Annotated in this window: 24 protein-coding genes; 12 read left to right on the top strand and 12 right to left on the bottom strand. The window is 64.8% G+C overall.

What is annotated here, in order from left to right; all coding sequences use genetic code 11:
* Nucleotides 1-38 precede the first annotated feature (38 nt).
* The gene (locus ABMA59_RS10915) at nt 39-1,217 is read left to right on the top strand and encodes an Mrp/NBP35 family ATP-binding protein (protein ID WP_349005372.1); all 1,179 of its coding nucleotides are present in this window, start codon (nt 39-41) and stop codon (nt 1,215-1,217) included.
* 220 nt (nt 1,218-1,437) lie between these two features.
* Here the strand turns inward: ABMA59_RS10915 and ABMA59_RS10910 are convergent, their stop codons facing one another.
* Nucleotides 1,438-1,887: an SRPBCC family protein gene (locus tag ABMA59_RS10910; protein ID WP_349005371.1), complete on the bottom strand. Its 450-nt coding sequence runs from the start codon at nt 1,885-1,887 to the stop codon at nt 1,438-1,440.
* A gap of 297 nt (nt 1,888-2,184) precedes the next feature.
* Here ABMA59_RS10910 and ABMA59_RS10905 point away from each other — a divergent pair, with 297 nt between their 5' ends.
* The 4 genes from ABMA59_RS10905 (at nt 2,185) to ABMA59_RS10890 (ending at nt 6,681) form a co-directional block, all read left to right on the top strand.
* The gene (locus tag ABMA59_RS10905) at nt 2,185-3,249 is read left to right on the top strand and encodes an ABC transporter ATP-binding protein (RefSeq protein WP_349005370.1); all 1,065 of its coding nucleotides are present in this window, start codon (nt 2,185-2,187) and stop codon (nt 3,247-3,249) included.
* A 60-nt stretch (nt 3,250-3,309) separates the two neighbouring features.
* The gene (locus tag ABMA59_RS10900; protein ID WP_349005369.1) at nt 3,310-4,635 is read left to right on the top strand and encodes an ABC transporter substrate-binding protein; all 1,326 of its coding nucleotides are present in this window, start codon (nt 3,310-3,312) and stop codon (nt 4,633-4,635) included.
* A 299-nt stretch (nt 4,636-4,934) separates the two neighbouring features.
* Entirely contained in the window at nt 4,935-5,786 is an 852-nt protein-coding gene (locus ABMA59_RS10895) for a carbohydrate ABC transporter permease (RefSeq protein ID WP_425475904.1), read from the top strand.
* A gap of 1 nt (nt 5,787) precedes the next feature.
* Nucleotides 5,788-6,681, top strand: coding sequence for a carbohydrate ABC transporter permease (locus ABMA59_RS10890; RefSeq protein ID WP_349005367.1), 894 nt, complete (start codon nt 5,788-5,790; stop codon nt 6,679-6,681).
* 7 nt (nt 6,682-6,688) lie between these two features.
* Here ABMA59_RS10890 and ABMA59_RS10885 read toward each other — a convergent pair whose 3' ends face one another.
* Nucleotides 6,689-8,290 carry a trimethylamine methyltransferase family protein gene (locus ABMA59_RS10885; protein ID WP_349005366.1) on the bottom strand — a complete coding sequence of 534 codons (1,602 nt, stop codon included), beginning with the start codon at nt 8,288-8,290 and terminating at the stop codon, nt 6,689-6,691.
* Nucleotides 8,291-8,468: 178 nt separating this feature from the next.
* Nucleotides 8,469-9,350, bottom strand: a complete 882-nt coding sequence (locus ABMA59_RS10880) for an AraC family transcriptional regulator (RefSeq protein WP_349005365.1) — start codon at nt 9,348-9,350, stop codon at nt 8,469-8,471.
* A 231-nt stretch (nt 9,351-9,581) separates the two neighbouring features.
* Between ABMA59_RS10880 and ABMA59_RS10875 the strand changes: the two genes are divergently transcribed.
* Both ABMA59_RS10875 and ABMA59_RS10870 read left to right on the top strand, forming a co-directional pair.
* Complete coding sequence (locus tag ABMA59_RS10875) at nt 9,582-10,541, top strand: SDR family NAD(P)-dependent oxidoreductase (protein WP_349005364.1); 960 nt, start codon at nt 9,582-9,584, stop codon at nt 10,539-10,541.
* Nucleotides 10,542-10,577: 36 nt separating this feature from the next.
* The gene (locus ABMA59_RS10870) at nt 10,578-11,627 is read left to right on the top strand and encodes an NAD(P)-dependent alcohol dehydrogenase (RefSeq protein ID WP_349005363.1); all 1,050 of its coding nucleotides are present in this window, start codon (nt 10,578-10,580) and stop codon (nt 11,625-11,627) included.
* A 172-nt stretch (nt 11,628-11,799) separates the two neighbouring features.
* Here the strand turns inward: ABMA59_RS10870 and ABMA59_RS10865 are convergent, their stop codons facing one another.
* The gene (locus ABMA59_RS10865; protein ID WP_349005362.1) at nt 11,800-12,672 is read right to left on the bottom strand and encodes a hypothetical protein; all 873 of its coding nucleotides are present in this window, start codon (nt 12,670-12,672) and stop codon (nt 11,800-11,802) included.
* Between the two features lie 81 nt (nt 12,673-12,753).
* Here ABMA59_RS10865 and ABMA59_RS10860 point away from each other — a divergent pair, with 81 nt between their 5' ends.
* Nucleotides 12,754-13,053, top strand: coding sequence for a hypothetical protein (locus ABMA59_RS10860; protein WP_349005361.1), 300 nt, complete (start codon nt 12,754-12,756; stop codon nt 13,051-13,053).
* Here ABMA59_RS10860 and ABMA59_RS10855 read toward each other — a convergent pair.
* Genes ABMA59_RS10855 through pdxR form a run of 3 tightly spaced genes read right to left on the bottom strand, consistent with a single transcriptional unit; the run spans nt 13,007 to nt 15,481 of the window.
* Nucleotides 13,007-13,732, bottom strand: a complete 726-nt coding sequence (locus tag ABMA59_RS10855) for a hypothetical protein (RefSeq protein WP_349005360.1) — start codon at nt 13,730-13,732, stop codon at nt 13,007-13,009. The genes ABMA59_RS10860 and ABMA59_RS10855 overlap by 47 nt on opposite strands.
* A complete protein-coding gene (locus ABMA59_RS10850) occupies nt 13,693-13,929 on the bottom strand; it encodes a DUF6471 domain-containing protein (protein ID WP_349005559.1) in 237 nt (78 codons plus the stop codon). Before ABMA59_RS10850 ends, ABMA59_RS10855 begins: the two co-directional genes overlap by 40 nt.
* 58 nt (nt 13,930-13,987) lie before the next feature.
* A complete protein-coding gene (gene pdxR, locus ABMA59_RS10845; protein WP_349005359.1) occupies nt 13,988-15,481 on the bottom strand; it encodes a MocR-like pyridoxine biosynthesis transcription factor PdxR in 1,494 nt (497 codons plus the stop codon).
* A gap of 269 nt (nt 15,482-15,750) precedes the next feature.
* Between pdxR and pgi the strand changes: the two genes are divergently transcribed.
* The 3 genes from pgi (at nt 15,751) to ABMA59_RS10830 (ending at nt 18,937) form a co-directional block, all read left to right on the top strand.
* Nucleotides 15,751-17,391, top strand: a complete 1,641-nt coding sequence (pgi, locus tag ABMA59_RS10840) for a glucose-6-phosphate isomerase (protein ID WP_349005358.1) — start codon at nt 15,751-15,753, stop codon at nt 17,389-17,391.
* A 6-nt stretch (nt 17,392-17,397) separates the two neighbouring features.
* Nucleotides 17,398-18,105 carry an HAD family hydrolase gene (locus ABMA59_RS10835; protein WP_349005357.1) on the top strand — a complete coding sequence of 236 codons (708 nt, stop codon included), beginning with the start codon at nt 17,398-17,400 and terminating at the stop codon, nt 18,103-18,105.
* Between the two features lie 124 nt (nt 18,106-18,229).
* On the top strand, nt 18,230-18,937 hold the full coding sequence (locus tag ABMA59_RS10830) for a class I SAM-dependent methyltransferase (protein ID WP_349005356.1): 708 nt from the start codon (nt 18,230-18,232) through the stop codon (nt 18,935-18,937).
* Nucleotides 18,938-18,967: 30 nt separating this feature from the next.
* On the opposite strand, the gene ABMA59_RS10825 is transcribed toward ABMA59_RS10830, so the two are convergent.
* Both ABMA59_RS10825 and ABMA59_RS10820 read right to left on the bottom strand, forming a co-directional pair.
* A complete protein-coding gene (locus ABMA59_RS10825) occupies nt 18,968-19,852 on the bottom strand; it encodes an alpha/beta hydrolase (protein WP_349005355.1) in 885 nt (294 codons plus the stop codon).
* 69 nt (nt 19,853-19,921) lie between these two features.
* Nucleotides 19,922-20,503, bottom strand: a complete 582-nt coding sequence (locus ABMA59_RS10820) for a TetR/AcrR family transcriptional regulator (RefSeq protein ID WP_349005354.1) — start codon at nt 20,501-20,503, stop codon at nt 19,922-19,924.
* Nucleotides 20,504-20,591: 88 nt separating this feature from the next.
* Between ABMA59_RS10820 and ABMA59_RS10815 the strand changes: the two genes are divergently transcribed.
* Complete coding sequence (locus ABMA59_RS10815; RefSeq protein WP_349005353.1) at nt 20,592-21,518, top strand: SDR family oxidoreductase; 927 nt, start codon at nt 20,592-20,594, stop codon at nt 21,516-21,518.
* A 15-nt stretch (nt 21,519-21,533) separates the two neighbouring features.
* On the opposite strand, the gene ABMA59_RS10810 is transcribed toward ABMA59_RS10815, so the two are convergent.
* From ABMA59_RS10810 to ABMA59_RS10800, 3 genes are all read right to left on the bottom strand, one after another.
* The gene (locus tag ABMA59_RS10810) at nt 21,534-22,616 is read right to left on the bottom strand and encodes a class I SAM-dependent methyltransferase (RefSeq protein ID WP_349005352.1); all 1,083 of its coding nucleotides are present in this window, start codon (nt 22,614-22,616) and stop codon (nt 21,534-21,536) included.
* The gene (locus ABMA59_RS10805) at nt 22,613-24,205 is read right to left on the bottom strand and encodes a serine hydrolase (protein WP_349005351.1); all 1,593 of its coding nucleotides are present in this window, start codon (nt 24,203-24,205) and stop codon (nt 22,613-22,615) included. The genes ABMA59_RS10810 and ABMA59_RS10805 overlap by 4 nt, the downstream gene beginning before the upstream one ends.
* Before the next feature lie 104 nt (nt 24,206-24,309).
* On the bottom strand, nt 24,310-26,040 hold the full coding sequence (locus tag ABMA59_RS10800) for a long-chain-fatty-acid--CoA ligase (RefSeq protein WP_425475903.1): 1,731 nt from the start codon (nt 26,038-26,040) through the stop codon (nt 24,310-24,312).
* Nucleotides 26,041-26,103: the final 63 nt, after the last annotated feature.

Below are 26,103 nucleotides of genomic sequence, written 5' to 3'. Positions count from 1 at the left end.
ATTATCTGGTGCTCAGCCAGCAAGCAGAAGCACCAGCCATGACCGTTACCCGCGAAACCGTCGTCGAAAAACTCAAGACCATCAAGGGACCCGATTTCGAGGGCGACATCGTCTCGCTCGGCCTGGTCTCCGAGATTTTCATCGCTGACAGCAAAGTGTTCTTCTCGATCACGGTGCCGGCGGCCCGCGCCCAGGAGCTCGAGCCGTTGCGCGCCGCGGCCGAACGGGCGGTGAAGTCCATTCCGGGTGTGGCCGGCGCCGTCGTGGCGCTGACGGCCGAGAAGAAGGGCGGCGGCATGGAAGCGCCGGTCAAGCGGCCCGCGCCAACTCCGGCGGCACCGCAGCGTCCGGCCCCGGCGGCTAGACCCGCGCCGCCGCAGGCTCCGGCTTCGCACAGTTCGGGAAAACGCGGCGTGCCGGGCATCGAGGCGATCATTGCGGTAGCGTCGGGAAAAGGCGGCGTCGGCAAGTCGACCACCGCCGTGAACCTGGCGCTCGGGCTTTCGGCGCTGGGCCTGAAGGTCGGGCTGCTCGACGCGGATATCTACGGCCCGTCCGTGCCGCGCTTGATGAACATCCACGGCCGGCCGCAGACGCTCGACGGCAAGATCCTGATCCCGATGGAGAATTACGGCCTGAAGGTCATGTCGATGGGATTCCTCGTCGATGAGGAGACGCCGATGATCTGGCGCGGGCCGATGGTGATGTCGGCGCTGACGCAGATGCTACGCGAGGTCGAGTGGGGCAAGCTCGACGTGCTCGTAGTCGACATGCCGCCCGGCACCGGCGATGCGCAACTGACCATGGCCCAGCAGGTGCCGCTGGCCGGCGCGGTTATCGTCTCCACGCCGCAGGACCTTGCCCTGATCGACGCCCGCAAGGGCCTGAACATGTTCAAGAAGGTCGACGTGCCGCTGCTCGGCATCGTTGAGAACATGAGCTATTTCCTCGCGCCAGACACGGGCAAACGCTACGACATTTTTGGCCATGGCGGGGCCCGGCGCGAGGCCGAGCGGCTGGGCGTGACCTTCCTCGGCGAAGTGCCGCTGGAGATGGTGATCCGCGAAAGCTCGGATGCCGGCGCGCCGGTCGTTGCCTCGGAGCCTGAAGGTCCGCAGGCGGCGATCTATCGCGGGATTGCGTCCAAGGTTCTGGAGCGATTGAAGGCAGAGCAGGCGGGCGCGGCGGCGTCGACGCCGGCGATCGTGTTCGAATAGCTGCGCCCAAAACCCTCCCCCTTGCGGGGAGGGTGGCCGCGAAGCGGCCGGGTGGGGTGGGTGCGGCCAAGTACCGCCTAGTTTCTCTTGTCGATTCAACGCTTGCACCGCCAAAGCACCGGTCTTGGGAAATACCGATAGATTTGGCGATTAGGGTAGAGCACTTCATCGGCGACCCCACCCGGCCGCTTCGCGGCCACCCTCCCCGCATGGGGGAGGGTTAGGCGCCCACCTTCTCGCCGAACGTCGAGAAAAACTCGCCGGCAAGCTTCTTCGAGGTCGAACTGATCAGCCGGCTGCCGAGCTGGGCGATCTTGCCGCCGACATCGGCCTTGGCTTCGTATTTCAGCACCGTCTCGTTCGGCCCGGCCTCGGTCAGCGTCACGTCGGCGCCGCCCTTGGCGAAGCCGGCGATGCCGCCCTTGCCTTCGCCGGCGATCGTGTAGGAATGCGGCGGGTTGAGGTTCTTCAGCGTCACTTCGCCGGCGAAGGTGGCCTTGATCGGTCCGATCTTGAGCACGACCGTCGCCGCCATCTCGGTATCGGATTTTTTCTCGAGACTCTGGCAGCCCGGGATGCATTCCTTCAGGACGGCCGGATCGTTGAGCGCCTCCCAGACCTTGCCGATCGGGGCGGCGATGGTTTCCTCGCCTTCGATTGTGAGCGCCATGGGAGCCTCCGCTGCTGTCGCTTAAGGCCTAACCGACACGCGCAAAACTGTCCATCCGCACGAAAGTGCTGGCTTCCCCGATGCCGCCGCGGACGATGCCCGCAGCAGTCGGCGCGGGCCGGTTCCTCCGCCGCGGCGCGTTAGACGAAAGGCTGTGATGTCAGCAAATGTATCGCACTTTACAGGCCGTTTTGGTAGCGCTACCATTTCGATTGCGGGTTGACGGGAGGAGACCGGAGGCGCGCACAACACCCGCGCTCGCCTGGGCGTCCTTGAAGCACCTATCGGGAGGAGCCGATGGCGTCCGTCGCGATCCGCGATGTTTTCAAGTCTTTTGGAGCGGTCGAGATCCTTCACGGTGTCAGCATCGACATCGAGGACGGCGAGTTCGTCACGCTGGTCGGGCCGTCTGGCTGCGGAAAGTCGACGCTGCTCAGGATGATTGCCGGGCTTGAAGGCATATCGCGCGGCCAGATCGCCATCGCCGACCGTGTCGTCAACACCGTCGCGCCGAAGGAGCGCGACATCGCGATGGTGTTCCAGAACTACGCGCTCTACCCGCACATGACAGTGCGCGAGAACATGGCGTTCTCGCTGATGCTGAAGAACACAGCCAAGGCCGACAGCGACACAAGGGTGAGCCGCGCGGCCGAAATCCTCAGCCTGACGCCGCTGCTCGACCGCTATCCGCGCCAGCTTTCCGGCGGCCAGCGCCAGCGCGTCGCCATGGGCCGCGCCATCGTGCGTAACCCGCAGGTGTTTTTGTTCGACGAGCCGCTGTCGAACCTCGACGCGAAACTGCGCGTGCAGATGCGCGCCGAGATCAAGGAACTGCACCAGCGCCTGAAGACCACGACGATCTACGTGACCCACGACCAGATCGAGGCGATGACCATGGCCGACAAGATCGTGGTCATGCATGACGGCATCGTCGAGCAGATCGGCAAGCCGCTGGAGCTTTATGACCGGCCGAACAACCTTTTTGTCGCCAGCTTCATCGGTTCGCCGGCGATGAATCTGCTGAAGGGCAGCATCGGCGGTGAGGGAGCGCCCGCCTTCCAGGGCGCCGGCGGCATATCGGTGCCGCTCAACGGCGCGCGCGGCGCGGCTAGCGGCACGCCGGTCGTGCTCGGCATCAGGCCGGAACACCTGAAACTCTCCGATGGCGGCTTTCCCGTCACCATCAGTGTCGTCGAGCCGACCGGGGCGGAGGTGCAGATCATCGGGCGCACGCCGGGCGGCGAGGACGTCGTCGCCAATTTCCGCGACCGGCACGATTTCGAGCCCGGCCAGACGGTGCGGCTTTCGGCCGACCTTATCCACCTTTTCAACGGCGAGACGGGACAGCGACTGGCGAACTGATCCGGCGGACCGCGGAAAGAACGAACAAGACGCAAAGAAACGCACAAGGAGGAAATGACGATGAAATTCACCAGACGTGACGTTATCCGCACCGGCGCCGGAGCCGCCGCCGGCCTTGTCGGCAGCCAGTTCCTCGGCCGTCCGGCCTTTGCCCAGAATGCGCCGACCTACACGCCCGAGCAGGGCGCCAAGCTTCGCGTGCTGCGCTGGTCGCCTTTCGTGCAGGGCGACGAGGATTCGTGGCTGGCCAACACCAAGAAATTCACCGAGGCCACCGGCGTCGAGGTGCGTGTCGACAAGGAAAGCTGGGAAGACATCCGCCCGAAGGCCGCAGTGGCCGCCAATGTCGGCTCCGGCCCGGACATCATGTGGGTTTGGTTCGACGACGCGCATCAGTATCCGGACAAGCTGATGGACGTGACCGAGCTCGCCGATTATCTCGGCGGCAAGTATGGCGGCTGGTATGACGGCGGCAAGGGCTATGCCACCAGGGACGGAAAGTTCATCGGCCTGCCGCTGGCGGCGATCGGCAACGCCATCGTCTACCGCGACTCCTGGGTCAAGGAAGCCGGTTTCTCGGAATTCCCGAAGGACACGGCAAGCTTCCTCGAGCTTTGCAAGGCGCTCCAGAAGATCGGCCATCCCGCCGGCTTCACCCACGGCCACGGCGTCGGCGACGGCAACAACTACGCCCACTGGCTGCTGTGGAGCCATGGCGGCAAGATGGTCGACGAGGGTGGCACGGTGGTCATCAACAGCCCGGAGACGCTGAAGTCCATCGAATATGCGATGGAGCTCTACAAGACCTTCATCCCCGGCACCGAGAGCTGGCTCGACGTCAACAACAACCGCGCCTTCCTGGCGGGCGAGCTCGGCGTCATCGCCAACGGCATCTCGGCCTACCGGACCGCGCAGATCAACAAGGACAACGACCCTAAGCTGGCCGAGATCGCCAAGGACATCCGCACCACCAATCTGCCGATCGGCCCGGTCGGCCAGTCGGTGGAACTGCACCAGACCACCACGGCGGTGATCTTCAACTACACACCCTATCCGAACGCGGCGAAGGCCTATCTCCAGTTCATGTTCGAGAAGGAGCAGATGGCCGACTGGATCGAGAAGTCGCTGGGCTATTGCTGCCAGTCGCTCAAGGCTTACGCGGACAATCCGGTCTGGACGTCCGATCTGAACGCCGTCGCCTATTCCAAGGCGTCCGAAACGCTGCGGCCGAACGGCTATGCCGGCCCGCTGGGTTACGCCTCGGCGGCGACCATGGCCGACTACGTGCTGGTCGACATGTATGCCGAGGCCGTCACCGGCGCTGCGACACCGCAAGAGGCGATGGAGAAGGCCGAGAAGCGGGCGAACAGGTATTATCGGGTTTAGGCACAGCAAATTGTCCAGAGCATGCGGTGCATTCGCATCGCATGTCCGGTTATTCGACCCCCACTCCGGCCCTTCGGGCCACCTCTCCCCCGAACGATGGGGGAGAGGAAGCGCCGGCCGCAAGCTTGGCGCCCTTCCTCTCCCCCTCACGAAGTGGGGAGAGGTGGCGAGCCGAAGGCGAGACGGAGTGGGGGCCTTTCAGGAAAAGCTGAATGGCCTCCGTCACCACCACCGCGCCACCGCAATCCTCGGGCAGAACCCGCTTGAGCGAAAGCAAAGGCTTCCTCAGCGCGTGGTTCATGCTGCCGGCGGCCGTGCTGCTGCTGGTGTTTCTGACCTACCCGCTGGGCTTGGGCGTCTGGCTCGGTTTCACCGACACGCGCGTCGGCCGTCCCGGCATCTTCATCGGCCTGGAGAACTACGAATATCTATGGGACGACGCCGTCTTCTGGCTCTCGGTGTTCAACACGCTGCTCTACACGATATCGGCCTCTATCCTGAAATTCATGCTCGGCCTGTGGTTGGCCCTGCTGCTCAACGAAAACCTGCCCCTAAAATCCTTTTTCCGCGCCATCGTGCTGCTGCCCTGGGTCGTGCCGACCGTGCTGTCGGCCATCGCCTTCTGGTGGATCTACGATTCGCAATTCTCGATCATTTCTTGGGCGCTGATGGAGCTTGGGCTGATCGACCACCGCATCAATTTCCTCGGCGACCCCAACAACGCGCGCGCCTCGGTCATCGCCGCCAATGTCTGGCGCGGCATTCCCTTCGTGGCAATCACGCTACTCGCCGGCCTGCAGACCATCCCGCAGTCGCTCTATGAAGCGGCGACTCTCGACGGCGCCGGGCGCTGGCAGCTCTTCCGCTATGTGACGCTGCCACTGCTCACACCGATCATTGCCATCACCATGACGTTCTCGGTATTGTTCACCTTTACCGACTTCCAGTTGATCTACGTGCTGACGCGCGGCGGGCCGGTGAACGCTACGCATCTGATGGCCACGCTTTCGTTCCAGCGCGGCATATCCGGCGGGCAGCTCGGCGAGGGCGCGGCGATCGCAGTGGCGATGATCCCGTTCCTCCTGGCGGCGATCCTGTTCAGCTATTTCGGATTGCAGCGCCGCAAATGGCAGCAGGGCGGAGGCGACTGACATGGCTGTCACCGAGACCCGCAACACCGTCGCCGGCGACGAAGGCGGCATGGGCTACCTGCAAAGCCTGCCGCGCAAGGTCGTGACCATCTATTTGCCGCTGCTGATCTTCGTCATCGTGCTGCTTTTCCCGTTCTACTGGATGGCCGTGACGGCGGTAAAGCCTAACGAGCAAATGACCAATTTCAACGACTACAGCCCGTTCTGGGTGGTCAATCCGACGCTGGAGCATATCAACTACCTGTTGTTCCAGACCTCCTATCCCGGCTGGCTGCTCAACACCGTGCTGATCTCGGTGGCGTCGACGTTCCTGTCGCTGCTGGCCGCCGTCTTCGCCGCCTACGCGATCGAGCGGCTGCGCTTTTCCGGCTCGCGGCAGGTCGGGCTCGCGATCTTCCTAGCCTATCTCGTACCGCCCTCGATCCTGTTCATCCCGCTGTCGGTGATGGTGTTCAAGCTCGGGCTCTACGACACGCCCTTCGCGCTGATCCTGACCTATCCGACGTTCCTGGTGCCGTTCTGCACCTGGCTGCTGATGGGCTACTTCCGCTCCATCCCGTTCGAACTGGAGGAATGCGCCCTGATCGACGGCGCTAGCCGCTGGCAGATCCTGACCAAGATCATCCTGCCGCTGTCGGTGCCGGGCCTCATCTCGGCCGGCATCTTCGCTTTCACGCTGTCGTGGAACGAGTTCATCTACGCGCTGACCTTCATCCAGTCGTCGGAGAACAAGACGGTGCCGGTCGGCGTGCTGACGGAACTGGTGCGCTCCGACGTCTATGAATGGGGCGCGCTGATGGCCGGCGCGCTGATCGGGTCGCTGCCGGTGGTGATCCTGTATTCGTTCTTCGTCGAGCACTATGTGTCGTCGATGACTGGAGCGGTGAAGGAGTAGGGGCTGGCTAGAGCCCCATGCCGCCGCGGGGCAGGCGGATCAGGTCGCCGAAACGGGCGCGCAACCGGTCGTCCAGAAGTTTGGGCACATGACGCGGAAAACGTTCGGCCAGCACCCGCTTCTTCTCGGCGATGGCGCGTGAAAGAATGTCGGGCTTGCCTTTCTCGTTCCACTCCTTCGGTGAGAACCGGTCGCCGACGGCGGGGTAAAAATATTCGGTCTGCATGAGGCGCAGCGTCTGCTCGTTGCCGAGATAGTGGCCGGGGCCGTTGAGGCAGACTTCGGCGATCGTGCCGAGCGAGAGGGCTGCATCCGAAACCTCGATGCCGCGCACGCAGCGCTGGCAATGGCCGAGCATGTCGTTGTCGATGATCAGGCTTTCCAGGCAGAAGCCGAGCAGCGAGGCATGCATGCCGGCGGATTCATAGACGAGGTTGAGGCCGGACAGGCCGGCCATCACGTTGGTTATGCCCTTTTCGTAACCCGACTGGATGTCGGGCAGTTTTGAATCGGCCATGCCGGCGGCCGACCCGCCGGGCAGGTCGTAGAATTGCGCCATCTGCGCGCAGGCGGCGGTCAGCAGCGCCTGCTCGGCCGAACCGCCCGACATGGCGCCGGTGCGCAGGTCAGAGACGAAGGGCCAGGTTCCGAAGATGCAGGGGTGGCCGGGTTTTATGGCGTTGACGTAGACGAGACCGACCAGCACCTCGGCCACCGCCTGCACCACCGCTCCGGCAATCGCCGCCGGCGCGGTGGCGCCGGCCTGGCCGGCGGAGAGCAATAGAATTGGAATGCCACCTTCGACGCAGGCTTCCAGCACGCCGCAGGCATCCTCGGCGAACTTCATCGGCGGCACGACGAAGCAGTTGGAGTTCGACACGAACGGCCTTGCGCGAAAATTCTCCTCGCCGCCGGCAATGGCATAGAGCATCTCCAGCGCCGGCTTGACGTTCTCGCGCACGGTGAAGGACGTGCCGACATGCTTCGACGTGCCCATCACGCAGGCGTAGAGCGTGTTGAAATCCATCTCCAGCGGGTCGGGCACGTCGCGTGGCACCATCGGGCGCTGGAAGAAGTGGATGTTGTCCAGGCCGTCGACGAGGCGGGCGGCATCATAGATGTCCTGCAGCAGCGACTCTCGGTACTCGCGCTTCTCCACGTCGACGAGGTGCACGGCCGCACCTGCCGTGCCGTAATGCACGCGGCTGCCCTGGATCAGCATGTCGTGTTTCGGGTCCTGGCCGTGCAGGGTGAAATTGCGGGCGGCGGTCTTGATCGTATTTTCGATCAGCCCCCGCGGAAAACGCAGCCGGCCGTCCTCGCCGAGCGTCGCACCCACCCGCACCAGCGCCTCGATGCAACTCGGGATGGCATTGGCGAAACCCACGGTTTCAAGCAGCGTCAGAACTGCCTGATGGATGCGCTCCAGGTCGTTCTGGACCAATGGTTTGTACCTGCCGCCCTCCAGGCCCGGCCGGATCGGCTTGATATCGTCGGCCAGGGGAGCTGCCCTGAGTGCACGCCGCGCCTCGCGGCCACCGGAGCGGCGCGAACGCCCGTCGGCTCCCGAATCCTGGCCGGAAGTCTGCAATTCCGCGGTGACAGACATGTTTCTTCTCTCGATTCGAGGCGCCGGCTAAATTTTTCTGCAAGCCGGATTCGCGACCTCGATTGCCCCTTATGAGCGGGACTATGCGCCGCCGCGTTTTCGCGTGGATGGACCAGCAATTACGGCCGGATGGGCCAGGAAACGGGCAGGACTGGTTGCCTTTGGGGAAGCTGGGATGTCAAGCGGCGCTATTCACTTCCCGAAGGTCGATGCGCTCGCCGCGCAGGCGTTCGGCGTCGCGCGACGGCGACACGCCGAACATCCGGGCGTATTCTCGGCTGAACTGCGAGGCGCTTTCATAGCCGACGCGATAGGCGGCCTGGGTGGTGCTGGCGCTGACGACCATCAGCCGCCGCGCTTCCTGCAAGCGCAGCATCTTCTGGTATTGCAGGGGGCTCATCGCGGTCGCCGCCTTGAAGTGGCGATGGAACGAGGCGGGGCTCATGCCGGCGATCTCGGCCAGAGCCTCGATGCGCATGGCCTCGTCGAAATGCGCGCGGATCCATGACAACGCCTGCCGGATCTGCGACAGACGGCTGTCGGCACGCGCGATCTGGCGCAGGACGCCGCCTTGCGGCCCTTGCAGCAGACGGTAGAGGATTTCACGCTGCAGCATAGGCGCAAGCACCGGAATGTCCTCGGGCGCGTCGAGCAGCGCCAGGAGCCGAGCCCACGGATCGAGCATTTTTTGGGTCACCGGACTGACGCCGAATCCGGCGGTCTGGCCGTCGGGCTGCTCCGGCACGGAGGGAATGAGCGCCGCCAGTTCCTCGCGGTCCAGCAGCAGGCTGGCACAAATGTAAGGGCGGTCGGAGCTCGCCTCGACGATCTGGCCGGAGACGGGCAGTTCCACCGAGGCGATGAAGAACGACGCCGGATCGTAGCGGAGCACCTGGTCGCCGATCATCACGTTCTTTGCGCCTTGCAGGACGAGGCAGAGCATCGGTTCGTACACCGTCGGCGTCGGCTTGGTGACCGACCCGGCGATCATGATCGCGACATTCTGGGTGATCCGCACCAGGCCCGCATCGCCGGCATGCCGCCTGGCCAGTTCGCTCATTTCCGTCAAAAGCTGCTGCATGACCGATAGGTGGCGTCGTAGGCGGGCTTCGGCAAGCCGGCGAGAACCTACGACCGGCCGGTTTGATAGAAATAGGCAAGAGATCGACACGATCGGGCGCGGCTGTGAACCGCCGGCAGCCCAAATATGTCGGCACGAGCGCACCCCGTTGCGTCTCGATATCCTTCCTCCCGACCCGTCTGGTCGCAGCACCATCCAAGGAGACAACTCATGACGAACGCTTTCGGAGCGGACTCGACGACGGATGACGTGCTGAGGGGCGTGGACCTTTCGGGCAAGCGCATCCTCGTGACCGGGGTCTCGGCAGGGCTGGGCGTGGAGACGGCGCGGGCGCTTGTCGCGCACGGTGCCCGGGTCGTGGGGGCGGCGCGCGATCTCGACAAGGCGCGGGCAGCCACCGAGATCGTTCGCTCGGCTGCGACCGCGAGCGGCGGCAGTTTTGAACTGGTAACGCTCGATCTCGCTTCGCTGGCGAGCGTGCGGGCCTGCGCGGACGGGCTGCTTGCCGACGGCCGCGCCTTCGACGTCATCATCTGCAACGCGGGCGTCATGGCCACACCGCAAGGCAGGACGGCGGACGGTTTCGAGACCCAGTTCGGGACCAACCATCTCGGCCATTTCGTGCTGGTCAACCGCATCGCTTCGTTGCTGAAGCCGGGCGGGCGGCTGGTGAACCTGTCTTCCGCGGGCCACCGTTATTCCGACATCGATCTCGACGATCCGAATTTTGAGCATACGGCCTACGCGCCATTCGTCGCCTACGGCCGCTCCAAGACCGCCAACATCCTTTTCGCCGTCGAATTCGACCGCCGCCACAAGGACAGGGACGTGCGGGCCACGGCCGTGCATCCGGGGGGCATCCTCACCGAACTGACCCGCCATATGAGCCAGGAGGAGTTGGACGGGCTGATGAAGGCGATGGTGACCGCGCCGCCCGACGGAGAGCCGCCGATGCAGTTGAAGACGGTTCCGCAAGGCGCGGCGACATCCGTCTGGGCGGCGGTGGTCGCGCCGGCCGGCGAGGTCGGCGCACGTTACTGCCTGGACTGCCACGTGGCGGAGATCGACGACGTGTCGGCGCGCGCCGGCGTCCGGTCCTACGCGCTCGATCCCGACAACGCCAGGGCGCTGTGGGCGAAGAGCGAAGACATGGTCGGCGAACGGTTCTGACCGGCGCCGGCATCCCATCCAACGGAGTGAGTTTCCATGAAGACGACCGGATATGCGGCGACCGACGCCAGCCAGCCGCTGGCGCGCTATGAATTCAACCGGCGCGACCTGCGCGCCAACGACGTATCGATCGAGATACTCTATTGCGGCGTCTGCCACAGCGACCTGCACCAGGCCCGCAACGACTGGGGCTTTTCGACCTATCCGATCGTTCCGGGCCACGAGATCGTCGGCAAGGTGACCGCCGTCGGCAAGGACGTCACCCGCTACAGGGCGGGCGATGCGGTGGCGGTGGGCTGCATCGTCGACAGTTGCGGCAGGTGCGACCAGTGCCTGAAGCGGGAGGAGCAGTTGTGCCGCGAGGTGGTCACGCAGACCTACAATGGCCGCGACCGCATCACCGGCGAGCCGACCTATGGCGGCTATTCCAAGAACATCGTGGTGCGCGAGGAATTCGTGCTGGCGTTGCCGGACGGGCTCGACGTGGCGCGGGCGGCGCCTCTGCTCTGCGCCGGCATCACCACCTATTCGCCGCTGCGCACCTGGAACGCCGGGCCGGGCAGCCGGGTCGGCGTGATCGGGCTGGGCGGGCTCGGCCACATGGCGGTGAAACTGGCGGTCGGCCTCGGCGCCGACGTGACGGTGATCAGTCGCAGCGCCGGCAAGACCGCCGATGCGCTGGCACTCGGCGCCGACCGCGTGCTGATCTCGACCGACGAAGCCGCCATGGCCGCCGCGGCCAGCAGCTTCGACCTGATCATCGACACCATCCCGGTGCGCCACGACGTGTCGCCCTACATGCCGCTGCTTGACGTCGACGCCACGCTGGTGATCGTCGGCCAGCTCGGGCTGATCGAGGAACAGAGCACGCTGCCGCTGCTGATGGGCCGGCGGCGGCTGTCGGGCTCGCCGATCGGCGGCATCGCCGAGACGCAGGAGATGCTCAACTTCTGCGCCCGCCACAACATTTTGCCGGATTGCGAGATGATCGCCATCCAGGACATCAACGCCGCGTTCGAGCGCATGGAGCGCGCCGACGTGCGCTACCGCTTCGTCATCGACATGGCTTCGCTGGAAGCGGCGTGAGATGGGAGGGGCGCCGACGGGCGCCCCGTTTCCGATCTGCCGGCGATCGGCAGAGCAGACAGGCTTGATCGCGCCGCCACGGGACGCACAGCGTCCCGACAGCACAAATCCTCGCCAGGCGGCGGAAATTCGCCGTGGCCGTCCAGGTTGCCGTGTTCGTTCGGCGCGGGCGTCATGACGAGTCGTGATTGTCCAAGGCGTGCACGGCCAGCGCATGGGCGTGTGCCAGGATTTCGTCGACCTCGCGGATTTTTCGGGAATGGGTCGCGACGGGGTCGTAGCGCGACAGCCGGCCGCCCGGTGGACGTCCGCGCCGCAGCGGGGAGCGCCGGCCGGAGACGGGTCCGTCCCGGGCGATTGCGGCGTCGCGGCGTGCCTTCCAGCGAGCGAAGCGTTGTGCTTGTCCAGGCAGGTCGTCGAGCGCGGCGGTGAGCGCCGCAAGGCGCTGGCCGAGACGGGCGGAGTCGATCGGATCGTTGGGCGATGGAGGTGGTGGCAGCGGATGGTACGGCGCGCCGAAATCGAGGCCCAGGATGCGCGGTGCGGCGTGGGCGGGCACGGCGCGGCGGGCGATGCGGAACGGACGCCGCGGCGGATCGAGCAGCGGCAGGCTCCAGCTGCGCGGGGTGGGCTTGGGACGTTTCTTCGGGCCCTTTGGCAGGAAGGCGCGAGGCCCGCGCAACGTCGCGGGTTTCGGCTTGCGCGGGCGTAGCGGCGGAAGGGTTACCACAATCCCGCGAGCGGCCGCGATGATCAGCCGCCGCGCCGCTGCTTCGGCCGGACGCAGCAGCCGCAGGATGGCGAGATAGAGGTGGCGGGGGAGGGTAAGTGCCGGGGACAGTTTACTTTTTTCCGCCAGAACCTGCCTTGAAGCGGCTTCGCCCTTCCGCGGAAAGAAAGTAAACTGTCCCCCAGCGCCCGGCATCCCAGCGCCAACGCCCCCAGCGCCCGGCATCCCGCCACCCATCTCGGCCATGGCGACGAGCATGACGAGGATGCGCTTCAGCGCTTCCAGGTTTTGCTTGATCGCCGCCGTTCCATCCATCGCCGCCGCATCCTTTCCAGCTAGGCGGCGTCATTGTTGCACCAATCAGCAGGGATGTAAATAATCCTAGGAAAATTATCCTTGGCGATTGTGAGGGTGGTTTTCTATCTGGGTCATCGAAAGCCGAGAACCCCTGATCTGTCCGTCTTGCCATTCGAACTCGACAAACATGTCGTCGCCGTCGAAGTGCCGAAGCTCTCCGGGAAATGGGTGATAGATTATGACAAAGTGCAGGAGATAGCGCTCACCAGCCCGAAGTTTGGCAAGGCCATCTTCTCCAAGGTCCAGCTTCTGTCCAATGGCGGCCTCTTGATTGGGCGCGAGCAGATAAATCTCAGGCACAACAAATCCCCGGCGGAAAGAACCGCTCATATCGGGTAAAGCTAATTTCGCGAGCGGCTGTTCTGCCGAAGTTCTTCACACGGATTTCAAACGATCCGCCTTCAACGACAAAGTCCTTCTCAAATTCAAGCCTCGAAAACGCAACGTATGGCCGGAGATCGAGCAGAGCAGTACGCTTTGCTTGCTCAAGAGAAGCGGCAGCATCTTCCTTAGCTTGCGCCATAGTGGCTGTAACATCGGCTTTGCTCTGATCGAGCGCGGCGGCGCTGGCTTCTTTGGCCTGTTTGAGGGCGCTATCCGCCGCCTGCTTCATACCAACGTTAGCTGTTTCAGCAGCGACGGCAGCGCGTACTGCCGCTCTGTTGGCTTGGCTGGTCAACCAGAGGGTATAGAATAGAAGAACCGTACCTATTCCGACGAGAATGGTTTGATACAGCGCATAGTCAGCCATTTTCGCAGTGGTTTCATTCATTCCCTGTTGTGCAGCAAGGTCGTCGATTTCACGCTGCTCGGAACGTTCTTCTCTGCTCTGCCTGGCCTTGGTCTCAGCCTTATCTTCGATAATTTGAACCGGTAGAGACCACGGCGCATTATTAGCTTGAGTCTCTTGGGCATTAGCTTGGCCGTCCTGTCCTATGCTATCTTGAGCACAAACTCCCAGACCGGAGACAATAACTATTAACAGCGCAATTGCTGTGATCCGATGGTGGTTAGACATTGTAGTAAGAAAGCTGCCTTGAATTTTCCCCGAGACAGCTTATTGCGCACGTTCACTTCCTTTTCGTCAACGCTTATCACGGCCAAATTCTCCTGGCTCGCCCCAGAACGGTGGCCTGAAAGGCCGGTAAGGGGGTGATACCTCTCCGGACCGGCGTAGCCGGATCGGAGAGGATGGTGTCCATATGCGAATGCCATGGGCACGCGCATTCAGAATTTGCCTGCTGTGAAAGCAGAGGGATAGCTTCGCCGTTATCTACGCCGCCGCCGGCCGTCTCCCCGCCGCCGTGGCCAGCTCGCGGATGCCGGGTTCGATGTGCTGCAGGGCGATCGAGGAGATGCCGAGCCGCATGAAGCGCGTCGGCTTCGGCGTCTGGTCGAAGAAGCGGTCGCCGGGCTCGATGATGACGCTGCGCGCCGCAGCGGCCTCGGCAAGGCCGCGCGAATCGATGCCGCGCGGGCCTTCCAGCCACAGCGACGTGCCGCCGGCCGAATCCGTCGAGCGCCATTCGGGAAGGAAGGCGGAGATCGCGTGCGACAGCCGCTTGCGGCGCTCCTCGAAGGCGGCGGACAGCCGGCGTACCAGCGCCTCGTGGTGGCCGAGCGACAGGAACAGCGCCACGGCCCGCTGGTTGTTGGCCGGCGGATGGCGCAGCATGAAGCGGCGCAGGGCGCGGAGTTCGGCGATCAGCGGGGCAGGGGCGACGATGTAGCCCATGCGCAGGCCGGGTGCCAGCGTCTTCGACATCGAGCCGACATAGATGACGCGGCCCGAGCGGTCGAGGCTCTTCAGCGCCTGCTGCGGCGCCTCGTCGATCAACTGGCTGTCATAGCCGTCCTCGATGACGATCTGGTCGTTGCGGCTGGCGCGCGCCAGAAGATCCTGTCGGCGCTCGGCGCTCATCGGCACCATGGTCGGGCAATGGTGGCTGGGGGTGACGAAGACGAAATTCGCATCGTCAGGCACAGACGAGGTTACGAGGCCCGAGCGGTCGACCGGCACCGGCGCGATCTCGGCGCCGGCCAGCCGAAAGATCGAGCGGGCATCGGGGTAGCCGGGGTCTTCCATCGCCACCTTGGTGCCCTTCGCCATCAAGAGCGTCGACAGCATGTAGAGTGCGTTCTGCGCGCCGAGCGTCACGATGATCTCGTCGGGATTGGCGAAGATGCCGCGCCGGGGCAGAAGCCGCGCCTGGATCTGCTCGATCAGCAGCGGGTCGTCGCGGTCGACCATGTCGGCCGCCCAGTTGCGGATCTCGAGAACGGCCAGCGCCATGCGGTTGCATTCGCGCCATTCGGCTGTCGGGAACAACGCAGGGTCGAACTGGCCGTATACGAACGGATAGGACGACTTGATCCAGTTCTCGTGCTTGGCGGGGCGCGGCATCTCGCTCGGCGCGAACTGCCGCAGCGCTTTCCAGTCGACCTCGCTGGTGGTGTCGGGCTGCTTCAGATGCGGTTTTGCGGGCGTGGCGAGCACTTCGGGGTTGACGAAATGACCGCGCCGCTCGCGGGCGACGAGAAAACCCTGGTCCACCAGTTGCTGGAAGGCGAGCACCACCGTGCCGCGCGCCACGCCGAGTTTCTCGGCCAGGATGCGGCAGGAGGGAAGCGGCATGGAGGCGGCGATCTGGCGGTCGAGAATGGCGGCGACGATCGCCTGGCGAATCTGCGCCTGCAGGGTCTGGCCGGATTCTGCCGAAATGCGGAAAAGGCCGGACCATATGGCCGCGTCGTTTCTCTGGGGCATCGGGCGTTCCTCGAAGCTGGAATCGATTTCATCTCTTTTTCTGGACCAGAGAATGCTATTCCTGGTCCAACGGTTTGCGCCAATCAATAATTCTGATTGCAAGGATTTGTGCCAGTGATGCTTGGAGGTCGGGCCAGAGATGGCCGAGGTCGGGCTCGTGATACTAATCGATTGAATCATTCGAGCAAAACTTTCCCCTGGCGGCGCAAGGCGTGCTAGGTCTTGGCCAAGACCCCTCTCCGCACCCCGCGAGCAACCGGAGTACCGCCGTGACCAGCACTGCCGTGAAAAGCGCGCTCGACGCGCTGAAAGCCCACCAGAAAAGTTCTCCCGCCGACATGCGAAAAGCATTTGCAGACGATCCCGGCCGTTTCGGCGCGTTTTCGCTGACCGATGGCGACCTGATGCTCGACTGGTCGAAATGCGCGGTCGACGCCGAGACCATGCGGCTGCTGGAGGCGCTGGCCAAGGCGGCAAAGGTCGACCTGCGCCGCGCCGCGATGTTTGCGGGCGAGAAGATCAACATCACCGAGAACCGCGCCGTGCTGCATACGGCGCTGCGCAACCCGGCAGGCACGACCGTCATGGTCGACGGCGAGAACGTCATGCCCGAGGTGCATGCGGTGCTGGACGCCATGGCGCGTTTTGCCGGCGCGGTGCGCGATGGTTCGGCGACCGGCGCGACGGGCAAGAAAATCACCGACGTGGTCAATATCGGCATCGGCGGCTCGGACTTGGGCCCGGTGATGGCGACGCTGGCGCTGGCGCCTTATCACGACGGGCCGCGCTCGCATTTCGTGTCGAACATCGACGGCGCGCATATGCACGACACGCTGAAGGGTCTTTCGCCGGAAACGACGCTGTTCATCGTCGCCTCGAAGACCTTCACCACGGTGGAGACCATGACCAATGCCGAGACGGCGCGCAAATGGATGGCGGCGGCCCTCGGCGAGGCGGCGACCGCAAAACATTTCTGCGCCGTGTCGACCGCGCTGGAGAAGGTGGCGGCCTTCGGCATCGCGCCCGACCGGGTGTTCGGCTTCTGGGATTGGGTGGGCGGCCGCTATTCGCTGTGGGGCGCGATCGGCCTGCCGATCATGATTGCCATAGGCGCCGAGAATTTCCGCGCGTTTCTCGCGGGCGCGCATGAGATGGACGAGCATTTCCGCACCGCCCCGCTGCTGGAAAACATTCCGGCTGTCATGGGGCTGGTCGGCTACTGGCACCGCGTCGTCTGCGGCTATCCGGCCCGCGCCGTCATTCCCTACGACCAGCATTTGTCGCGGCTGCCCGCCTATCTGCAGCAGCTCGACATGGAGTCCAACGGCAAGGGCGTGATGCTTGACGGCGCCAAGGCCGCGACGCCGACCGGCCCGCTGGTGTGGGGCGAGCCCGGCACCAACGGCCAGCACGCCTTCTTCCAGTTGCTGCATCAGGGCACGGATTTCATCCCGGTCGAATTCCTGGCCGCCGCCGAGGGCCACGAGCCGGAATTGAAGCATCATCACGACCTGCTGCTTTCCAACTGCCTGGCGCAGTCGGAGGCGCTGATGAAGGGCCGGACCCTGGAGGAAGCCAAGATCCAGATGCTGGGCAAGGGCATGAAGGCGGACGAGGTGGACAGGATCGCGCCGCACCGTGTCTTCACCGGCAACCGGCCGTCGGTGACCATCCTCTACAAGGTCCTCGACCCCCGCACGCTGGGCCGGCTGATCGCGCTCTACGAGCACCGTGTGTTCGTCGAGGGCGCGCTGTTCGACATCAACTCGTTCGACCAGTGGGGCGTGGAATTGGGCAAGGAACTGGCCACCGCGTTGCTGCCTGTCGTGGAGGGCAAAACCCATGCCGCCGGTGATGCTTCGACCGCCGGGCTTGTGGCGCATATCCACAGGCTGAGACGGGAAGGGTAAGCCATCTTGAATGACATTCGGGGAATCCTGTTCGACAAGGACGGGACGCTGGTCGACTTCCAGGCGACGTGGTTCGCCATCGGCGACAGGCTGGCCTTGCAGGCGGCGGGCGGTGACCGCGCGAAGGCGGACGCGCTGATGACTGTCGCCGGCTACGATTTCGAGCGCCACTGTTTTCGGGCGGACTCGGTGTTCGCAGCCGGCGCCAACGCCGACATCGTGGCGCTGTGGTATCCCCATGTGCCGCCGGCCGAACGTGCCGTCATGACCGTCGGCTTCGACCGGTTCACGGCGGAAGAGGGCGCGGCGCAGTCCGTGCCGCTGCCTGGCAGCCAGGAGGCGATCGCAGCCCTTCATGCGGCCGGCTTCCGGCTGGGGGTAGCTACCAACGACTCCACCGGCGGGGCGGAAAAGACGCTGCTGGCGCTGGGTGTCGCGCAAATGTTCGACGCGGCTTACGGATATGACGGCGTCGCCAATCCGAAACCGGCGCCGGATGCCGTGCACGCCTTCTGCGACCTGACCGGTCTGAAACCCTCGCAGGTCGCCATGGTGGGCGACAACCGCCACGACCTCGAAATGGCGCATGCCGCTGGGGCAGGGCTTGCGGTGGCGGTGCTGTCCGGCACCGGCACGCGCGAGAGTCTCGAACCGATCGCCGACGTGGTGCTGAACTCCATCGCAGAGCTGCCGGAGTTTTTGGCGGCGCGGTAGGCGGGATGGTGCGTCCTTCGAGGCTCGCCCTTCAGCGTTATCGCTCACCGATCTGCCGCTGTACGGGCTCGCACCTCAGGATGAGGGAGGTCGTGGCTGCAAAGCCAATCGTCGAAAGCTTTCCATGAAGACAGCCCGTTTGCCTCCAATCCGCTCCAGCCTCGAGGTAAGCGGCGAGCGTTTCATCCGCGAGAAGATGCGCGTCGCGAGGGTGGCCGGGCTGGCCGGAATCAGGCTCTATACGGCGACGCCGGCGAGCGGCCTGTGGCGGCTTGCAAAAGCGGGCGGGCAGGGGAGACCGCCCTACTGGGCCTATGCCTGGGCTGGTGGGCTGGCTCTTGCCCGGCACGTTCTGGACAAACCCGAAACCGTGATGGGCCGGCGTGTGCTCGATCTCGGCGCGGGGTCCGGGCTGGTCGGCATCGCGGCAGCGAAAGCCGGCGCGGCAAGCGTGTTCTCCGCCGAGACGGACGCCCATGCGCGTGTCGCCATCGGGCTCAATGCGGTTGAAAACGGCGTAGCGGTCGAGTTGATCGAAGGCGACGTGCTGGACGACCCGCCGCCGGCCGTCGACGTCGTGCTGGCGGGCGACGTGTTTTATGACGAGGCCGTCGCCAAGCCGATGCTCACGTTTCTGGACCGATGTCTTGCCGCCGGTATTTACGTGCTGGTCGGCGATCCCGGCCGCGCTCCGCTGCCGAGCCATCGGCTTCGCGCTGTCGCGCACTATGACGTGCCCGACTTCGGCGATGGCGCGGCGCGGACTCCTGCCTGGGTTTTTGCGCTCGAACCTCACGGCGTTCCGGGCGAGGCGGCGGAGAACCGACGATAGCCACGCCTCGACGACACAAGGCCAAATAAATCAGCCGCTCAGCGCCTCGGCGATGAAACGCCCGGCCGATTGCGTCGCCTGCCGTCCCGCCGTGAGTTTTGCCGACCACAGATGCCAGGCGTGGATCATATGAGGCCAGATCTCCAGCGTCGCCGGCACATCCGCTGCGCCGAGTTTTCCGGCGATCCGCACCGCGTCGTCGAGCAGCGTCTCGGCCGATCCGACCTGAACCAGTACCGGCGGCAGGCCGGAAACGTCGGCGTAGAGCGGCGAGACCAGCGGGTCGCGCGGGTCGTGGCCGGCGAGGTAGTTGGCGGCGAGCTGCTCCAGATAGTCTCGATGGATGAGCGGATCGATGGCCGTTTTGCTGTCGAGGGTTGCCCCAGTCATTTGCAGGTCGACCCAGGGCGAGACCAGCCATGCAGCGGCCGGCAGCGGGTTTTTCTTGTCGCGCAGCCGCTGCATCAGAGCCAGTGACAGGCCGCCCCCGGCACTGTCGCCGCCGATGGCGATGCGGTTCGGGGCGATGTCTTGGCCAAGCAGAAATTCGAAGGCGGCCGTTGCATCGTCCAGCGCCGCTGGGAACGGATTTTCCGGCGCCAGCCGGTAGGCCAGCGCCAGCGTGCGCACTTTTGCCGCGCGGCCGATCTCGCTGACCATGCTCCGATGGCTTGTGATCGAACCGGAGCAATAGCCGCCGCCGTGAAAATAGAGCAGGACTTTCGATGGGTCGCTGCCCGGCGCAAGCGACCATTCCGCCTCGCATCCTCCGACAGTCTCGGGCCGGAACTGTATATCCGGCGCGACGCCATAGACCGATGCCACCGAGTCCAGCCGCTGCCGCCGCTCCGCCAGGCTTGCCGGCCTGGGCTGCGACGTGAGCAGCGTTCTTATTGCGTCGATTTCCTCAGCCATATTTCCCCCGGCGGACGTGTCCCGCGGAAACCATAAGACGGCGGGGAGGTGAAGGCGAGGCCTCCAGAATTATTGCTTGCTCGACGCTGCCGGCTCGATCATCGCCGCCACGAAGCCCTTCAAACTGTCGGCGACGAAATCCTGCACAGGCCAGTCGGGTCCAAAACCCCACCACAGCAACGATCCCTGCCAGTGCGAGGCCATCAGCAGGCCGATGCCTTCCGGCGTGCCTTGGGTTTTCGCGAAACAGGCGTCGAGCGCCTTGCATAGCGTGATTTTCCAAGCGGCGCCGCGCGCCCGCAAAACCGGGTCGCGAAAATCCTCGCGCAGCACCATCAGCCCCTCGGCATAGGCTTCGATGCCGCCATAGCTGCCGGAGAGCGCGACCAGCAGGGCGATGGCGCCATCGGGCGTTTTCGGCATTTCGGCGTCGAGCCGCGCGGTCTTTTCGTCAAGCGTGTCCCAAGCCCGCAGCAGCGCGGCCTGCTTGAGCCGGTCCTTGCTGCCGAAGCGTTGCACGAGCGTTGCGCCGGAAAGCCCGCTGGCTTTCGCGAGCGCCGCGAAGGTCAGTGCTTCCGGGCCGCTGCCGTGGAGCATCTCGAGCGCCGCATCGAGCACGCGGTCGTCTGGCAGGACCTTCTTGCGTGGCATCTTGACTCCGATTCATAAACGAACGATTGTTTATAAATAATTCTGACGCCGATAGCCAGAGGCGACTCGGGAGATGCGGGAGAAAACGATGGCAAGCGAAAGCAAACGGCCGCTGGATAGAAAAGTCGCCCTCGTCGCCGGTGCGACGCGCGGGGCAGGCAGGGGCATCGCGGTGGAACTCGGCGCGGCTGGAGCTACGGTCTACGTGACCGGGCGCACGACGCGCCATCGGCAGTCGGAATACAAACGGCCGGAGACCATCGAGGAGACGGGGGAACTTCTCACGGCTGCCGGCGGCAAGGGCATCGCCATGCGGGTCGACCATCTTGTGCCGGACGAGGTTCGCGAACTCGTGGAGCGCATCCGCACGGAGCAGGGTCGGCTGGACATTCTGGTCAACGACGTCTGGGGCGGCGAAATGCTGTTCGAGTGGAACAAGCCGGTCTGGGACCACGATCTGGAAAACGGCCTGCGGTTGTTGCGGCTTGGCGTCGACACCCATCTGATCACCGCGCATTTTGCGTTGCCGCTGATGATCGAACGGCCGGGCGGGCTGCTGGTCGAGGTAACCGACGGCACGGCCGAGTACAATTCAGATCATTACCGCTTGTCGCCCTTCTACGATCTCGCGAAAACTTCGGTGAACCGCATGGCGTGGGCACATGCCAAAGATCTGGCGCGGCACGGAGCGACTTCGGTGTCGATCACGCCCGGCTGGCTGCGTTCGGAAATGATGCTGGAACATTACGGGGTGCGCGAGGACAATTGGCGCGAGGGGACGAAGATCGAGCCGCATTTCATCATCTCGGAGACGCCGCGTTTCGTTGGCCGCGCGATCGCGGCGCTGGCGGCCGATCCCGACCGCGCGCGCTGGAACGGCCAGTCATTGTCGAGCGGCGGCCTGGCAAAGGTCTACGGCTTCACCGACCTCGACGGCTCGCGGCCAGACGCATGGCGCTACGTCGTCGAAGTCCAGGATGCTGGAAAGCCGGCTGACGCCACCGGATACCGATAGAGCGTGGGAAGCCGCCTAAATCTGTTTCTGGATCAGCGAGACATGCACGGCGAGCGGCGTCATCAGCGGCTGCGGTTCCGCGAGGATGCGGTTGCGAAGGCCGGTTTCGAGCCGGTCGGAAAAGGCTTTGCGGAACCCGGCGTCACGGTCGGGGTCGAGCGCGGCCAGCAGCGACGGCCGGAACGGCGCCTGGAAGAAGCCGACATATTTGTCGGCGAGCGTCTCCGCATCGCCGGTCGCCTGATAGGCTCCCCAGAACGGATCGGGCAGGTCGTTGAGAAAATCCTCGACCAGCACGAGACCGCGAAAATCCCCGTCCGCGAACGGCGCGCGCACGTCGGCGGGGTAACGCTCGTAGCAGAGCACCGTCATGCGGGCTGCCTCGCTCCGGCGCAGCGTGCCGTCCTCGGCCATGGCGTCGAGTTCGGCCTGTGCCCATCCCATCAGCATAGGAAAGGTCGACGGTTCGTGTCCGGGCATGCTGGGCTGGACCACCACTAGGCAGCCCCCGGGCTGAAGTTCCGCCGCGCGGTGGGTCAGGAACATCCGCCAGTCGTCGGCCGAGCGTCGCTCGAAGGCCCGGCGGATTTCTCCCGTCGTAAGCCGGCCCCAGATGTGGCCGGCGCTCGCGACAGGCGCGCCGCTCAGCCAGTGGATGGCATAGGAACACCAGCCGAAGGTGACGGATTCGGAAGGCAGCACCTGCTCGTAGAAGGAGCGGCCGACCGCCGAGGCGAAGACGTTGGGTTCGCGGAGATAGCTGTCCTCGCTGTCGCGCAGCAAGGCGAAAAGCGTCGCGAAATCATTGTCCGGCTGGTCGGTGTGGACGACCGAGACGGGAGCATCGACGCCCAGCCTGGCGCGGATTTCAGCAATGGTGGCGCTTATCGGGGCAAGCGAATTGCGGCCCTGCGCGCAGCCATAGTCGGCGATGGTGAGCGGTCCGTCGCCGAGCGGCATCCGCTCGAAGGCCCGCGCGATCACCGGCAGTCCGTGCGCACCGCCGCCGGCCTGAAGGCGCGACCGTTCGTTATAGCCGCCGCGTTCCATTGGCGCCGGACGGACCGGCGCACCGGCGGCCGGCCTGACGCCGCTCATTGCTGCCAGGTGCCCAGGCCGTTGCCATTGTAGAAGTCGATGGTGAGGCCCGTCGCGGCGCCGTTCTGCGTGGCGAAGCGGACGGAAGACTTCGAGCCCGCCGGAGCGTTCTCGCCGGTCGGCATCATGGCGAAGGTATCGCCATCCCATGGCTGCAGGGGAAAACGCTTGCCGGCCGGCCCGAGCGTCAGGGTCAGGCGGTCGCCGTCGACCGTCACCTGCGCCGGGCCGTAATAGGCGTTGCCGTATTCGCCGGCGTAGCCGGCAAGCGGCCCGGCGGGTTTCGGATCGGCCGGCGGCTGCTGGCCCGCCAGGTCGCCTTCGGGATTGTAGAAGCCCATCATCATGCCGTTGAACAGACCATACCAATCGCGGATCGGCGCGCCGTACTGGACCGTGTCCATGAACTGAGCGGCAATGCCTTCCGCCGCGCCCACCGGCGAGCCGTTGGTCAAGACGACGATGCCGACATCCGCCGATGGCAGGATCTGGAAATTGGTGCCGGCACCGAGCAGGAAGGCGCCGGAATGGCTCATCACGGTGCGTCCGTTGGGATGGACGCCGACATTGAAGCCGTAGCCGTAGAAGCCGGAGCGGGCGTCAGCCGCATGCGCAGGCGCGCTGAACGACTGCGCGGTGATTGCCGGCTGAAGCGCCTTTCCGTCGATCACGGGTTCGCCGGCGCGCGTGCCGAGCAGCAGTTTCAGCCATTCGGCGAGATCGAGCACGTTCGACGACACGCCTCCCGCCGGTGCCTGTGCATCCGGATCGCGGTCGTAGAGCGGCTGGAACCGGCCGTCGACGAGCGCGTGCAGCACCGCGCGATTGGGCCGCGCCAGATAGTCGGCGTGGCGTGAACTGGTCGAGGTCATGCCCAGAGGTTTGTAGAGCACATTTTGCGCCAGATCTTCCCAGGACTGCCCGGACGCCGCGGCAACCGCCTCGGCAGCGATCGTCGTGCCGAAATTGGCGTAGTGATAGGAGGCGCGGAACGAATCCAGCGGCAATTGCGACAGCCGCGCAATGATGTCGGCGCGCGAAAAACCGAGGTCCTCAAGGTCGTCGCCGGCCTCGAACGGCAGGCCGGAGCGGTGCGCGAAGAAATCGCCGATGGTGGCGTGGGCGGACACGTAGGGGTCGCTCAGCGCGAACCCCGGCATGCGGCTGGAGACGGCGTCATTCCAGCCGACGATGCCCTTGCCGACCTGCATTGCCGCAACCGTCGCCGAGATCGACTTCGACACCGACGCGACCTGGAAGACGGTGGTCGGATCGACCGGCGCGGGATCGCCGATCTTGCGCAGGCCGAAACCCTGGGCGAACACCGTTTCGCCGCCATGCACCACGGCCACCGCCACACCCGGCACGTTGCTGCGTTGCATCGTCTCCGCGACATAGCCGGGCAGCGCCGCCAGCGCGGTCTCCAGCCCCTTGCCGGCCAACGGCATGACGTCTTCGGGCGGCGTGGGGCCGAGTTGGACGGGGATGGATTGGGCCAGCGCATGAGGGGCCGTCAAACCCAGCGAAAGCAGCGCCACGGCGGGAAGCCGCAAGGCCTTGTCGAAGACCGGCGTTGTGTCTGTTGTCATCCTCACCCCCTTAGACCTGCCAAAGTACGGCCGCGTGACCTTGCCGTGCAATGCTGAACAGCGGTTTAAACCGGGCGCAACAATGCGTCGCTTTGCCGATCCGGTTATCCCCTCAGCGCCCGCCGCAGAATCTTGCCTACCGGCGTTTTCGGCAGTTCGGTGCGGAATTCGATGTAGCGCGGGCGCTTGTAGCCGGTGAGGTTTTCCTTGCAGAAGTCGCGCACGGCGTCCTCGGTCAGCGCCTGGTCCTTCTTGACGATGAAGAGTTTCGGCACTTCGCCGGAATGTTCGTCGGGCACGCCGACGGCGGCGACTTCGAGCACGCCGGGCAGGCGGGCGACCACGTCCTCCAGTTCGTTCGGATAGACGTTGAAGCCGGAAACCAGGATCATGTCCTTCTTGCGGTCGACGATCTTGGTGTAGCCGCGCTCGTCCATGAAACCCATGTCGCCGGATTTGAAGTAGCCGTCGGCGGTCATCACCTTGGCGGTCTCGTCCGGCCGGTTCCAGTAGCCGGCCATCACTTGCGGGCCTCTTATGCAGATCTCGCCGACCTGGCCGAGCGGCAGGTCGTTGCCGTCGTCGTCGCGGATGGCGATGTCGGTGGAGGGGAGCGGCAGGCCGATCGTGTTGGAAAAGGCCGTGCCGTTGGCGCGGTTGGCGGTGGCGACGGGCGAGGTCTCGGACAGGCCGTAGCCTTCTGTGATGCTGACCTTCGTCACCTCCAGCCAGCGGTCGGCGACGACTTTCTGCACGGCCATGCCGCCGGCCATGGTGAGCACCAGCGAAGAAAAATCGAGCTTGCGAAAATCCTCGTTGTTCATCAGCGCGTTGAACAGCGTGTTGAGGCCGGGGAAGAAGTGGTAGGGCTGTTTTCCCAGTTCCTTGACGAAGCCCGCAATGTCGCGCGGGTTGGGGATCAGAATGTTGAGCGCGCCCTGCTGCATGCCCATCAGCGCGTTCACGGTCAGCGCGAAGATGTGGTAGAGCGGCAGCGCGCAGATGAAGGTGAGGTTTTCGGGTTTTGCCCGGACGCTGTAGGCATCCTCGACCCACAGCTTCAACTGCTCGACATTGGACAGGATGTTGCGGTGAAGTAGCGTCGCGCCCTTTGCCACACCGGTCGTGCCGCCCGTATATTGCAGGAAGGCGACGTCGTCGGGGCCGACTTCGACGGGTTTCAGGCGGCTGCCGGTCTTGAGAGCGGCGGGGAAGGATATGTGGCCGGGCAGCGACCACGCCGGCACCATCTTCTTGACCTTGCGCACGACGAAATTGACGATCAGGCCCTTGAGCCCGAGCATGTCGCCCATGGTCGCAACGACCACATGCCTGACCGACGTATGCGCAACCACCGCCTGCAGCGTCGCGGCAAAGTTTTCGAGGATGACGATCGCCTCCGCGCCGGAATCCTTGAGCTGGTGTTCCAGTTCGCGCGGCGTGTAGAGCGGGTTGACGTTGACCACGATGTAGCCGGCGCGCAGGATGCCCATCATCGCGACGGGGTATTGCAGGACGTTCGGCATCATGATCGCGACGCGCGCGCCCTTGGGGAGGCCCTTCGCTTGCAGGAAGGCGCCGAAGGCGGCCGATTTCGCCTCCAGCTCGGCAAAGGTCATCGCCTTGCCCATGCAGGCAAAGGCGGCGCGGCCGGAATAGCGCTTGCAGGCGCCGACCAGCAGATCGCCGATCGACCGATCCGGAAGCGGCCCGATCTCGGCGGGAACCGCGCTGGGATAGCTCTTGAGCCAAGGCCTTGCGACAGGCACGCCCGCCTCGCTTGTGGATGTCGCCATGATACCTCCCGTCGGCGATCGCTTCCTCGTTCCCAACATCGAGGCAAGCGAAAGCTCAAACAGTTGTAGTGCGCCGGCTTCGGCGGTGGCAAGTCTCGCGCG

The sequence above is a fragment of the Mesorhizobium yinganensis genome, from assembly GCF_040081985.1.
In the GTDB taxonomy this organism is placed as follows: domain Bacteria; phylum Pseudomonadota; class Alphaproteobacteria; order Rhizobiales; family Rhizobiaceae; genus Kumtagia; species Kumtagia yinganensis.
This window is presented reverse-complemented; position numbering and strand designations above follow the sequence as displayed.